The organism is Mycolicibacterium arabiense, assembly GCF_010731815.2.
GTDB lineage: Bacteria > Actinomycetota > Actinomycetes > Mycobacteriales > Mycobacteriaceae > Mycobacterium > Mycobacterium arabiense.
On record NZ_AP022593.1, the window covers coordinates 2,464,077 to 2,478,250 of the forward strand.

Annotated in this window: 5 protein-coding genes; 1 reads left to right on the forward strand and 4 read right to left on the reverse strand. The window is 66.9% G+C overall.

The genetic code is table 11. The features are described from left to right. Positions 1–387 precede the first annotated feature (387 nt). Positions 388–4,683, forward strand: a complete 4,296-nt coding sequence (locus tag G6N61_RS13575; RefSeq protein ID WP_163919000.1) for a cadherin-like domain-containing protein — start codon at positions 388–390, stop codon at positions 4,681–4,683. 27 nt (positions 4,684–4,710) lie between these two features. Here G6N61_RS13575 and G6N61_RS13580 read toward each other — a convergent pair whose 3' ends face one another. The 4 genes from G6N61_RS13580 to rpoB all read right to left on the reverse strand — a co-directional run bounded on the left by G6N61_RS13580 (position 4,711) and on the right by rpoB (position 14,159). After that, positions 4,711–5,463 carry a deoxyribonuclease IV gene (locus G6N61_RS13580; protein ID WP_163919001.1) on the reverse strand — a complete coding sequence of 251 codons (753 nt, stop codon included), beginning with the start codon at positions 5,461–5,463 and terminating at the stop codon, positions 4,711–4,713. A 122-nt stretch (positions 5,464–5,585) separates the two neighbouring features. Beyond that, positions 5,586–6,449 carry a type IV toxin-antitoxin system AbiEi family antitoxin domain-containing protein gene (locus tag G6N61_RS13585; protein WP_163919002.1) on the reverse strand — a complete coding sequence of 288 codons (864 nt, stop codon included), beginning with the start codon at positions 6,447–6,449 and terminating at the stop codon, positions 5,586–5,588. A 191-nt stretch (positions 6,450–6,640) separates the two neighbouring features. Next, positions 6,641–10,594: a DNA-directed RNA polymerase subunit beta' gene (locus G6N61_RS13590; RefSeq protein ID WP_163919003.1), complete on the reverse strand. Its 3,954-nt coding sequence runs from the start codon at positions 10,592–10,594 to the stop codon at positions 6,641–6,643. 64 nt (positions 10,595–10,658) lie between these two features. Next, positions 10,659–14,159 (reverse strand): DNA-directed RNA polymerase subunit beta, encoded by a 3,501-nt coding sequence (gene rpoB, locus G6N61_RS13595; RefSeq protein WP_163924806.1) that lies wholly within the window; start codon positions 14,157–14,159, stop codon positions 10,659–10,661. Between the last annotated feature and the right edge of the window lie 15 nt (positions 14,160–14,174).

The window sequence follows — 14,174 nt, forward strand, 5'->3', positions numbered from 1 at the left end:
CATGCCGCGGATCGGATTTGCCGGGGCTCGTCTTCCGCAAAGTTCTCGAACGATCTTGAAGGCCCGAAGTAACCGTTGACCAGTCATCCCAAACTTAACCGACCAAACAATTTTCGTACCATTGTCTTGATTCCTCCCGGCAAACACTTTTCGCCATTGCGGCACCCTTTGCAAAAACGCGTCTGATCAGTGCATTCAGCCGATCTTGATGGGTACAGCAAACCTATTTCAAGATTGAGCAGCAACGGTCACAAAAGGGTAAACTAACGGCAGCGTCAGCCCGGTGCGGCTGACGTCCATCTTCCGGCGATTGCGTCCGCGGTCGCAGGTGTTCGCAGCAGAGCAATGGGGTCGAGGGTCATGCAATACAGCAATTTCGTAGGTCGAGTGGGCGCCCTTGCCGTCGCCTTGGGCGTCGGCACCGCCATCGCCACACCGGCGGGCATCGCCTGGGCGAGCCCGGAAGCAACTGGTGACGCGACGACCTCGGCGACCCAGGACACCGGCAGCGGCGCACCCGCCGCCGGCTCGTCACCGTCGGCCACCGACACGGCCGCGCCGTCGACGGTCGACGCCGGGCCGCAGACCCCGACCCTGCCCGGGACTACCGCGACGACCGGAACCCCCACACCCGCGCCTACCGCCGGTTCGGCCACGACCGTGGACGTCGCACCCGGCGTGATCGTTTCGCACTCCGGTGGGGCGCAGACGTCGACCTACGGCTCGAACCCGACGGAGCCGGACGGCAAGAACAAGCCGCGGCACGACGACGGCGACACGGCACCCCGGGACACCGCTCCCGTCGCGACCGTCGGCGGAACTGCGGCCACCTCCTCGTCGGCCACGGAACCGAAGTCGTCCGCAACCCCGGCCACCTCGGCGCAAACGCCGTCGACCGTCACGACCGCGCCCGCAGCCCAGGCGCCCTCGTCCACGACCATCGCCCCGGTGTCGCTGACCCCGACTCCCCCGGCACCCGCCGTCGCCGTCGCTCCCGTGCAGAACGTCGTATCGACGGTCCTGAGCAATGTCGTGGCCCCCGCGCTCACGTCATGGCTGTCGGCGATGCAGCGCGGTTGGACGGAATCGCCGCTGGCGTGGATGTTCCTCGCGGCCGCCCGCCGCGAGATCGGCACCGCAGCGGTGACCGAACCCGCGCCCACGGCCATGCGGTTGGCCTCAGCCCAGGTCGTCGCCGCGGCCGTGGTGAATCAAGCTCCGACGGCCACGGGGACGTTCCTGGTGCCCAACCCCCTCACCGGCGCCGTGACGGGCACGATCGTCGCTTCCGACCCCGAGGGCGTGAAGCCGACCATCACCGTCACCGCCAAACCCTCTGCCGGGACGTTCGTCTACAACGCCACCACGTCGACGTTCACCTACACCCCGACGGCAGCGCAGCGGATCATCGCGGGCGTCAACCCCCTAGGGGCAGGCACCATCGCCATGACGGTCACCGTCTCCGACGGCGTCAACAAGGTCCCTGTCCAGATCGACATCCCCATCAGCGCGATCCCGGTCGGCGTCCGCACCGACGTCACCGGAGTGAACGGCGCCGGCGCGGTTGCAGCCACCAATACCCGTGTCTACGTGACGAATCGGGACGCGGGCACCATCACGGTGATCGACACGACGACCGCCAAGGTCATCGGCACCTGGTCGGTCGGGAGTACACCGGACGGCGTGGCCGTCAAGCAGGACGGCACCCGCCTCTACGTGTCCAGTTCCGCAGGGAACACCGTCAAGGTCATCGACACCGCGACCGGACTGGTCAAGGCAACCCTCGCCGTCACCAAGCCCACCGCGCTGACGATGAGCCCCACCGGGGCATCGCTGTACGTCGCGAGCTACGACTCGGCCAAGGTGGTGCGCGTCAACACCTCGACCAACGCCATCGTCACGACGACCAAGATGCCGACGGGCTACCGTCCGACGAGCATCTCCGCCAGCCCCGACAACACGCGTGTCTACGTCACCACCGACACGCCCACCGGCGGCACCGCCGTCCTGTCGTTCGCCCCCACCTCGACGACGACCACCCAGGTCACCCGATTGGCAGGCAAGGCAACGTCATCGGTGGTCAGCCCGGACAACGGAAAGCTGTACGTCGGCACCGAGGACGGCACTGTGTCGGTGATCAACGTCAGCAGCCGCACCGTGACCAGCGTGATCCCGATCGGCGGCCTGCCACCGGTTTCCCTGGCCGTCAGCCGTGACGGCACCGCGTTGGTGGTGACGGATGCAGCGGGTCGCGTTGGCGCGTTCTCGACGTCGACCGGGACCCTGCTCAGCGCGGTCGGTACCCACCCGATCGTCGACGCTTCCCAACGTCCGAGCGCCACCGTCAGCCCCGACGGCACCGAGCTGTACGTGACCGACCGCGCCTCCGGCGCCGTGCACGTCGTCACGCTGACCGCACCGAACGCAGCCCCGGTGGCAGGAACCCCGACGAAGGGCGCACCGAACGCGACCACGGGCGCCGTCACCGGCACCCTCGGGGTAGCCGATCCCAACGGGGATCCGTTGACCTACACCGTCTCCGGAGCCCCGACCAAGGGAACCCTGACACTCACGGCCACGGGTGGCTACACCTACACGCCGAACGCTGCCGCCAGGCACAACGCCTCGACGGTCGGCGCGCCGGCCAGCGTCACCACCGACACGTTCACCGTGACGGTGACCGACGGCAGGCGTGGCGTCGTCACGACCACCGTCACGGTCGACATCAGCCCCAAGAACGCGGTGCCCACGATCACCAAGACCGTTGGCACGCCCAACAGTTCGACGGGTGTCGTCACCGGTAGCGTCACGGGCGCCGACCCGGACCGGGACGGCCTCACCTACTCGACGTCCGTCGGACCCAGCAAGGGCACCGTGACACTTACGGCCACAGGCGGGTTCACCTACACCCCCACTGCCGCCGCACGCCACGCCGCGTCGAAGCTCGGTGCCACCATCGCCGACAAGCAGGACACCTTCACCGTCGCCGTCAGCGACGGGCACGGCGGCGTCGTGACCACGGCGGTGACCGTGAGCATCAGCCCTGCCAACGCCAAGCCCACCGGCGGCTCGGCCACCGTGACCCAGACCGATGGCAAGACGGGCATCGTGACCGGCACCCTGACCGCCGTCGACCCCGACGGCGACCCTCTGACGTTCACCGCCGGGACGCCGCAGAAGGGCACACTGGTCATCGGAGCGAACGGCAGCTTCACCTACACCCCGACGACGGCAGCGCGCGATGCCGCCTCGGCGCCGGACGCCACCGCCGCCTCGAAGGTCGAGGCACTCACCATCACCGTCTCGGACGGGTACGGCGGCACGGCGACGTTCACCCTGTCGGCGCCCATCGCGCCGTACCCGGCAGGCAACCGCCCGCCGGTGACCGGCGGTGCCACCGTTGGCAGTTCGTCGTCGGCGATCGGAACCGTGACGGGCGTCGTCACGGCGAGCGATCCGGACGGCGACGCACTCACCTACACCGTGGTCACGGGCCCCAAGAAGGGCGTCCTGAAGGTCGACGCCGTCACCGGCGCCTACACCTACACACCCTCGGTGGACGCCCGCTACACCGCACTGGTGACCCCGGGAGTCGACACCGACGTGTTCACCGTGACGGTGCGGGACGCGCTGGGCGCGTCGACGACCACGACGGTGTCGGTCACGATCGTGCCGCCCGCGGCGAATTCCATCGACCAGCGGGCGACCAGCGTCGCCATCCACGTGCCGGATCTGTTGTTCTACTCGCAGGCCGACCTGGACAAGGCCTTCGACGCGCTGCAGTCCGTCGGCATCACCGACCTCCGCGTCCTGGTGCCGTGGGCCGCCGTCCAACCCATTCAGGGCTGGAACGACTGGAGCGCGGTCGACCGCGTCATCAACGGGGCGGCAGCCCGGAACATCAAGGTGCTCGGCATCCTCAACTCGCCGCCGGTGTGGGCGTCGGTCCCGAACACGTTGCCGCTGGCCGGGATGCCCGCCGACAACGCGCAGTTCGCCGCGTTCGCCGGTGCCGCGGCTGCCCGCTACAAGGGCAAGGTGACGGCGTGGGAGGTGTGGAACGAGCCGAACGCCATCACGTTCTGGGCGCCCGGGCCCAACGCCGCCCAGTACACCGCGCTGCTGAAGGCGGCCTACACCGCGATCAAGGCTGCAGACCCCAACGCCGTCGTCGTCGCCGCATCGGTGGGTTCGACGATCGACTGGTTCGGCCTGACGGTGAACCCGGTGAAGTTCGTCGAGGGGATGTACGCCGCCGGCGCAGCGGGTTACTTCGACGCCCTGTCATTCCACCCGTACCAGTACACGACCCCGTTCTCCCAGGGCGGGTACATGTACGAGGCGCCGATCACGCAGGCCAATCGGATCTACGCGCTGATGGTCGCCAATGGCGACGGTCACAAGAAGATCTGGGCGACCGAGTACGGACAGCCGTCGTCGGAGGTGTCCGACGCCAACCAGGCCGCCTACATCGGCGACTTCCTCCGGGGCTGGCGGACGCTGTCGTATGCGGGGCCGTCGTTCATCCACACCCTGCTCGACAGGGCCGACGGCGATCCGGTCGAGGGATCGTTCGGCCTGTTCAACCCGGACTGGACCCCGAAGACCGCCGTGTCGACCGTCGTCACGGTGATCGCGGAGAACGACGCTATCGAAGCGGCCAAGAACGCGACCGCGCTCTAACCCGACCGCGCCGCCGTCTGTGACACGTCAGCCGAGGTTCTCCCGCAGGAACGCGATGTCGTCCTTGCGTCCCTCATCCGACGTCTCGCAGATGACCGGCGCGTCGGCGGCTTTGACTACGGCGACGAGCAGTTGCGGATCGATCTGGCCCATGCCGAAGTTGGCGTGCCGATCGGCGCCCGACCCCGCGGCGTCGCGAGAGTCGTTGCAGTGGACCAGGTCGATGCGTCCGGTGATGGTCTTGATCCGCTCGACGGCGTCGATGAGCGCCTCCCCCGCGGCCCAGGCATGGCAGGTGTCGAGGCAGAAGCCGATGCCCATGTCGCCGATGCGGTCCCACAGCCGGGCGATGGTGTCGAAGTGGCGGGCCATCGCGTGGTCGCCGCCCGCGGTGTTCTCGAGGTAGACGGGCACGTCGGTCTTGAGCTGGTCGAGCGCCTTGGCCCACCGCTCGAAGCCGGCCTCCATGTCCTTGTCGTCGGCATGTCCGCCGTGCACGATGACCGCGGTGGCGCCCACCTCGGTGGCGGCGTCGCAGGTGTCCTGCAGGATCTTGCGCGACGGGATGCGGACGCGGTTGTTGGCCGACGCCACGTTGATCAGATAGGGCGCGTGCACGTACAGCGGCGTCGTCGACGCCTTGAGCACCTCCGCGTCCTCGCGCGGCTTGGGCTTCTTCCAGCTCTGCGGGTCGCCGAGGAAGAATTGGACGACGTCGGCGCCGTCCGCCTCTGCGGCGGCCAGCGGATCGTCGTTGTGGACATGCGAGCCGATCAACACGCCGCCAGTCTAGGTCGTGTCACCGACGTCCCTCGCTGGCCCGCTTCCTCCCGCGAGCAGACGCAAAAGCCCCTCCCTTGGACTGACTCAGGGGACTTTGCGTCTGCTCGCGCCGACCTCATTCACGTGACGAGGCGGCGAATCCGGCTCGCCAACTCGTAGGGCTGACGCCGGACGTCGTCCACGACGATCGGAACGGTGGTGTACCCGCAATCCCGTAACCGCTCGGCCTTGATCCGGTCGCGCTTCCAGGCCTGCGGGTTCGCGTGCCACTCCATGCTGTCGTATTCGGCGACGACCTTCGCGTCGACCCAGGCGAAGTCGGCTCGCCAGAGGTGGCCGCAATGATCGAGGATCTCGAATTGCAGTTCCGGTCGCGGCAGACCGTGGTCGATGAAGACCAAGCGTGCTTCACTTTCCATCGGCGACTCGGCGCGACCGTCCGCGTACGACAACATCTCTCGCACTCCGACGATCCCTCGCCGCCCCTTCTGCTCGTGCACCGCCGCCTCGAGTTCGGCCACCGTGCACGCCTCGACATGCAGTGCGGCGTCGAGCGTGGCAAGTGCGCGCGGCCGCCGCAAGGTCCGCGCCACCTCGACGGCGGTCCATGCCGGCGCCGTCGTAAGCCTGCCCTCGACTCGGCGCAGCGGGGCGCCCGCGCGTTGGTGAACCATGACGCCCGTGGTGGGGCGCAGCCGAACCGCGGGATCGAGCACGTGGACCCGGCCGTCGCGCTCGGTGTCGAATCCGTACAGCCATGCCGCGGTACCCATGCAGGCGACGAGCGACTGGCCAGCCATCAAGTCCAGCGCCGCCAGCGTTCCCATGATGTCCGGCGGCGTCCGGGCATACACGCCGTGGCACACCCGCACGATGTCCCCGGTACGAACGTGGGTGGCCAGCATCTTCCGCGACATCACTGCAGTGAGTTGTGACGTCGTCACCAAGCCGCCCGCCTGGTCGATCAGGTCGTGTACGTACACGCCTCAAGGCTGCCGCCGCGACGTCGGTCGCGACACCGCCCCGTTGACGATCTGGGGATAACTCGGCCACCGACCCCCGCGAGCAGACGTAAAAACCCCTCGATCGGCACGGATGAGGGGCTTTAGCGTCTGCTCGCCCGAAACACGAAGAAGCCCCCGCTCGAAAGCGGGGGCTTCTCCGTCGTAGGTGACTAGCGGTAGTCGCTGAATCCGTAGTCGTCCAGCGGCACGGCCTGGCCGGAGCTCTGGCCGAAGTCCGGGCTGTAGTACTGATCCTCGTAGGACGGGATCGTGTACGCAGCAGCCCGTGCTTCCTCGGTCGGCTGCACCTGGATGTCGCGGTAACGGGCGATGCCGGTACCGGCCGGGATCAACTTACCGATGATCACGTTCTCCTTCAGACCCTGCAGCTTGTCGCTGCGGCAGTTGATCGCCGCATCGGTGAGCACGCGAGTGGTCTCCTGGAACGACGCCGCCGACAGCCACGAATCGGTGGCCAGCGAGGCCTTCGTGATGCCCATGAGCACCGGACGTCCGGCCGCGGGCTCGTTGCCCTCGGCCACGACGCGACGGTTCGCCGACTCGAACTCGGCACGCTCGGTGAGCGAACCGGGCAGGAACTCGGTGGCACCCGAATCGATGATCGTGACGCGGCGCAGCATCTGCCGCACGATCACCTCGATGTGCTTGTCGTGGATCGACACACCCTGGGCGCGGTAGACGTCCTGCACCTCGTTGACGAGGTGCTGCTGGACGCTCCGCTGACCCTGCACGCGGAGAACCTCGTGCGGGTTGGCCGAACCCTCCATGAGCTGCTGACCGACCTCGACGTGATCGCCGTCGGAGAGCAACCGCTCCTCGCCGTCCTCGTGCTTGAACGACTTCAGCCGCTGGCGACGCGAGATCTTGTCGTAGACCACTTCTTCGCTGCCGTCATCCGGCACGATCGTGATCTTGTAGAACTTCTCGGTCTCCTCCAGGCGAACCCGTCCGGACAGGTCCGCGATCGGCGCAGTGTTGCGCGGCACGCGAGCCTCGAACAGTTCCTGGACGCGGGGCAGACCACCGACGATGTCGGCGCCACCGGTGACGCCACCCTGGTGGAAGGTACGCATCGTCAGCTGCGTGCCGGGCTCACCGATCGACTGCGCCGCAACGATGCCGACCGCTTCGCCGATGTCGACGAGCTTGCCCGTCGCCATCGAACGGCCGTAGCACATCGCGCACACGCCGGACGCGCTCGCGCACGTCAGGACCGAGCGGACGCGAACCGAGTTGATGCCGGCGGCGAGCAGTGCGTCGATCGCCGGATCGCCCAGGTCGTGGCCACGCTGGATCACCACGTTGCCGTTCGAGTCGACGGCGTCACTGGCGAGCGTGCGTGCGAACGCCGCGGTCTCGACGTGCGGGTCCCGGATGAGGGCACCGTTGGCGTCGGCCTCGGCGAGCACGACGTTGATGCCGCGCTCGGTGTCGCAGTCGTGCTCGCGAACGATGACGTCCTGGCTGACGTCCACCAGACGACGGGTCAGGTAACCCGAGTCAGCGGTACGAAGAGCCGTGTCCGCCAGGCCCTTACGGGCGCCGTGCGTGTTGATGAAGTACTCGAGCACGGTCAGGCCCTCGCGGAACGAGGACTTGATCGGACGCGGGATGAACTCACCCTTGGGGTTGGTCACCAGACCCTTCATGCCCGCGAGCGTGCGGGTCTGGGTCAGGTTGCCCGTGGCACCGGACTTCACGATCGTGATGATCGGGTTGTCTTCGGGGTAGTACTCCTCCAGCGCCTTGCCGACCTCTTCGGTGGCCTGCTGCCAGATCTTCACCAGCTCGCCGTTGCGCTCTTCCTTGTTCAGACCGCCGCGCTGGTACTGCTTCTCGATGCGGTCTGCCTCGGCCTCGTGACGCTCGAGGATGCCTTCCTTGTCCGGCGGCACCAGCACGTCCGCCATCGACACGGTGACTCCCGAGCGGGTGGCCCAGTGGAAGCCGGCGTCCTTGAGCTTGTCGACGGTCTGCGCCACCACGATCATCGGGTAGCGCTCGGCCAGGTCGTTGATGATCCTGGCCTGGACCTTCTTGTGCATCTGCTCGTCGACGAACGCGTAGCCCCTGGGGAGCAGTTCGTTGAAGAGCACGCGACCCAGCGTCGTCTCGGCGATCCACGCGTCACCGAGGTTCCAGCCCTCGGGGAACAGCTGCGCCTCGATGTCGGCCGGCGGACGCAGGTGCGTCAGCCGAACCTTGATCTTGGCGCGGACCGACAGCATGCCGCGGTCGACGGCCATCTGTGCCTCGGCGGCCGTGCTGTAGACACCCGTCTCCGGCTGATCCTTGGCGGCGGGCGTGTACTCGCCCAGGTCGCCGGGGATCTCGGTGGTCAGGAAGTACAGCCCGGTCACCATGTCCAGACGCGGCATGGCGAGCGGCTTGCCCGACGCCGGCGACAGGATGTTGTTGCTCGACAGCATCAGGATGCGTGCCTCGGCCTGCGCCTCCGCCGACAGCGGAAGGTGCACGGCCATCTGGTCACCGTCGAAGTCGGCGTTGAACGCCTCACACACCAGCGGGTGCAGCTGAATTGCCTTGCCCTCCACCAGCTGCGGCTCGAACGCCTGGATACCCAGGCGGTGCAGCGTTGGTGCGCGGTTCAGCAGCACGGGGTGCTCGGCGATGACCTCTTCGAGGACGTCCCACACCTGCGGACGCTGACGCTCCACCATGCGCTTGGCGCTCTTGATGTTCTGCGCGTGGTTCAGGTCGACCAGACGCTTCATCACGAACGGCTTGAACAGCTCGAGTGCCATCAGCTTCGGCAGGCCGCACTGGTGCAGCTTGAGCTGCGGGCCGACCACGATGACCGAACGGCCCGAGTAGTCGACGCGCTTGCCGAGGAGGTTCTGGCGGAACCGACCCTGCTTGCCCTTGAGCAGATCCGAGAGCGACTTGAGCGGACGGTTGCCCGGCCCGGTGACGGGACGGCCACGACGACCGTTGTCGAACAGCGCGTCCACCGACTCCTGAAGCATGCGCTTCTCGTTGTTGACGATGATCTCGGGCGCACCGAGGTCGATCAGTCGCTTGAGCCGGTTGTTGCGGTTGATCACGCGGCGGTACAGGTCGTTCAGGTCGGACGTGGCGAAGCGGCCACCGTCGAGCTGAACCATCGGACGCAGCTCCGGCGGGATCACCGGCACGGCGTCGAGCACCATGCCCAGCGGCGAGTTGCCCGACTGCTGGAACGCGGCGACGACCTTCAGACGCTTGAGGGCGCGAAGCTTCTTCTGGCCCTTGCCGTTCTTGATGGTGTCGCGCAGGCTCTCGGCCTCGGCCTCGATGTCGAAGTTCTCGATGAGCTTCTTGATCGACTCCGCGCCCATGGCGCCCTCGAAGTACTCGCCGTAGCGGTCCTGCAGCTCGCGGTAGAGCACCTCGTCCACGATCAGCTGCTTGGGAGCGAGCTTGGTGAACGTCGTCCAGATCTCGTCGAGGCGATCCAGCTCGCGCTGGGTCCGGTCGCGGAGCTGGCGCATCTCGCGCTCGCCACCGTCGCGCACCTTGCGGCGAACGTCGGACTTGGCGCCTTCCTTCTCCAGCTCGGCGAGATCGTTCTCGAGCTTCTGCGAACGCTCGGCGAGGTCCAGATCACGCTGGTCCTCGACGGCCTTCTTCTCGACGACCATCTCGGCCTCGAGCGTGGACAGCTCGTTGTGACGCATCTCGGTGTCGACCGCGGTGATGACGTAGGCGGCGAAGTAGATGATCTTCTCGAGATCCTTCGGCGCCAGGTCGAGCAGGTAGCCCAACCGCGACGGCACGCCCTTGAAGTACCAGATGTGCGTGACCGGTGCGGCCAGCTCGATGTGGCCCATCCGCTCACGACGCACCTTGGCGCGAGTCACCTCGACGCCGCAGCGCTCACAGACGATGCCCTTGAAGCGGACGCGCTTGTACTTGCCGCAGTAGCACTCCCAGTCGCGAGTCGGTCCGAAGATCTTCTCGCAGAACAGGCCGTCCTTCTCTGGCTTGAGCGTGCGGTAGTTGATGGTCTCCGGCTTCTTGACCTCGCCGTAGGACCAGTTGCGGATGTCGTCCGCGGTCGCGAGACCGATACGGAGTTCATCGAAGAAGTTGACGTCTAGCACGTAACTCCCTTTCCCCTTGCGGGATTTCGAATCAAATTACTAAGAAGTGGCTGGACGGAGGTCTCTATGCGAGATCTTCGACCGACGGGGACTCGTTGCGGGACAGGTTGATTCCCAGGTTCGCAGCAGCGCGTTCCAGGTCCTCGTCGTCGGTGTCGCGCATCTCGATCGCAGTGCCCTCACTGGAGAGCACCTCGACGTTGAGGCACAGCGACTGCAGCTCCTTCAGCAGCACCTTGAACGACTCGGGGATGCCCGGCTCGGGGATGTTCTCGCCCTTGACGATCGCCTCGTAGACCTTGACGCGACCGACGGTGTCGTCGGACTTGATCGTCAAGAGCTCCTGCAGCGTGTACGCCGCGCCGTAGGCCTGCATGGCCCAGCACTCCATCTCACCGAACCGCTGACCACCGAACTGCGCCTTACCACCCAGCGGCTGCTGCGTGATCATCGAGTACGGGCCGGTCGAGCGGGCGTGGATCTTGTCGTCGACCAAGTGGTGCAGCTTCAGGATGTACATGTAGCCGACCGTCACCGGGTACGGGAACGGTTCGCCACTGCGTCCGTCGAACAGCTGCGACTTGCCCTGCGCGTTGACCATGACGTCACCGTCGCGGTTGGGCAGCGTCGAGCCGAGCAGACCCTCCAGCTCGCCTTCGCGGGCGCCGTCGAACACCGGGGTGGCGACGATGCTGTCCGGCTCGGAGGAGAGCAGTCGCTCCGGCAGGTTCGCGGCCCACTCAGGGGTGCCCTCGGCGACGTTGATGTTCCAACCCGCCTTGGCCACCCAGCCGAGGTGCGTCTCGAGGATCTGGCCGATGTTCATCCGTCGCGGCACACCGTGCGTGTTCAGGATGATGTCGACCGGCGTGCCGTCCGGCATGAACGGCATGTCCTCGATCGGCAGGATCTTGCCGATGACGCCCTTGTTGCCGTGGCGTCCGGCGAGCTTGTCGCCGTCGGAGATCTTGCGCTTCTGGGCCACGTAGACGCGGACCAGCTCGTTGACGCCGGCGGGCAGCTCGTCGTCGTCCTCGCGTGAGAACACGCGGACGCCGATGACCTTGCCGGATTCGCCGTGGGGCACCTTGAGCGACGTGTCGCGGACCTCGCGGGCCTTCTCGCCGAAGATGGCGCGCAGCAGGCGCTCCTCCGGGGTCAGCTCGGTCTCGCCCTTCGGCGTCACCTTGCCGACCAGGATGTCGCCGTCGCGGACCTCGGCGCCGATGCGGACGATGCCGCGCTCGTCGAGATCGGCCAGCACCTCGTCGGAGACGTTCGGGATGTCCCGGGTGATCTCCTCGGCGCCCAGCTTGGTGTCACGCGCGTCGATCTCGTGCTCCTCGATGTGGATCGAGGTGAGCACGTCCTCCTCCACGAGCCGCTGGCTCAGGATGATCGCGTCCTCGTAGTTGTGACCCTCCCACGGCATGACGGCGACGAGCAGGTTCTTGCCCAGCGCCATCTCACCGTTCTCGGTGCACGGACCGTCGGCGATGACCTGGCCGGACTCGACACGCTGGCCCGAGTCCACGATCGGGCGCTGGTTGGCGCACGTGCCGTGGTTCGAGCGGGCGAACTTGCGCATCCGGTAGGTGTGCCGCGAGCCGTCGTCGGCCATCACGGTGACGTAGTCGGCCGAGACCTCCTCGACGACACCGGACTTCGCGGACACCACGACGTCGCCGGCATCGATCGCGGCACGCAACTCCATGCCCGTGCCGACCAGCGGTGCCTCGCTGCGCACCAGCGGAACCGCCTGGCGCTGCATGTTGGCACCCATGAGGGCGCGGTTGGCGTCGTCGTGCTCGAGGAACGGGATCATCGCCGTCGCGACCGACACCATCTGGCGCGGCGAGACGTCCATGTAGTCGACCTCGGCGGACGACACGTACTCGACCTCGCCGCCCTTGCGTCGGACCAGGATTCGAGTCTCGGTGAAGTTGCCGTCCTCGTCGATCGGCGAGTTGGCCTGCGCCACGACGTGGCGGTCCTCCTCGTCGGCGGTGAGGTGGTGGATCTCGTCGGTGACCTTGCCGTCGACGACCTTGCGGTACGGCGTCTCGATGAAGCCGAACGGATTCACCCGCGCATAGACCGACAGCGACCCGATCAGACCGATGTTCGGACCTTCCGGGGTCTCGATCGGGCACATGCGGCCGTAGTGGCTCGAGTGCACGTCGCGGACCTCGAGGCCGGCGCGCTCACGGGACAGACCGCCGGGGCCCAGCGCCGACAGGCGGCGCTTGTGGGTCAGACCCGACAGCGGGTTGTTCTGGTCCATGAACTGCGACAGCTGGCTGGTGCCGAAGAACTCCTTGATCGCCGCCACGACGGGACGGATGTTGATCAGGGTCTGCGGCGTGATCGCCTCGACGTCCTGGGTCGTCATGCGCTCACGCACGACGCGTTCCATGCGAGACAGGCCGACGCGGATCTGGTTCTGGATCAGCTCACCGACCGTACGCAGACGACGGTTGCCGAAGTGGTCGATGTCGTCGACCTCGACGGGAACCTCGATGCCGCCGGGCGCGGTCATGTAGGTGATCTGGTCCTGCGGGGCCTCGTGCAGGCGCACCAGGTACTCGATGGTGGCCGCGATGTCCTCGGGCGTCAGCGTCGAGCTGGTGATCGGCACGCCGGGGTTGAGGCCCAGCTTCTTGTTGACCTTGTAGCGGCCGACGCGAGCCAGGTCGTAGCGCTTCTCCTTGAAGAACAGGTTCTCCAGCAGGGTCTGCGCCGACTCCTTGGTCGGCGGCTCGCCCGGGCGCAGCTTCCGGTAGATGTCCAGCAGTGCCTCGTCGGGACCTGCGGTGCTGTCCTTCTCGAGGGTGGACATCATGATCTCGGAGAAGCCGAAGCGCTCGGCGATCTGCTCGCTGGTCCAGCCGAGCGCCTTCAGCAGCACTGTGACCGGCTGGCGACGCTTGCGGTCGATGCGCACGCCGACGGTGGCGCGCTTGTCGACGTCGAACTCGAGCCAGGCGCCGCGACCGGGGATGACCTTCACGCTGGTGAGGTCGTTGTCGGTGGCCTTGTCCTTCGACTTGTCGAAGTACACGCCCGGCGAACGCACCAGCTGGCTCACCACGACACGCTCGGTGCCGTTGATGATGAAGGTGCCCTTCTCGGTCATCATCGGGAAGTCCCCCATGAAGACCGTCTGGCTCTTGATCTCACCGGTGGTGTTGTTGATGAACTCAGCGGTGACGAACAGCGGGGCTGCGTAGGTCTGGTCCTTCTCCTTGCAGTCGTCGACGGGTGCCTTCACCTCGTCGAACCGCGGGTCGGAGAAGCTCAGCGACAACGTGCCTGCGAAGTCCTCGATCGGCGAGAGTTCCTCGAGGACCTCTTCGAGGCCACCCTTGGGGTTCGGCTCGCCGCGCTCGATGGCCTTGGCGCGCCACCCTTCGCCGCCGATCAACCAATCGAAGGAGTCCGTCTGAACGTCGAGAAGCCCCGGAACCTCGAGAGGTTCGCGGAGCTTTGCGAAGGAGACTCGGTTGGGTGCTCCAGGAACGGAGTTATTGGGATCTACTGAACTGATCTGGCGAGAGGCCAAGATATGAGTCCTTCCAGC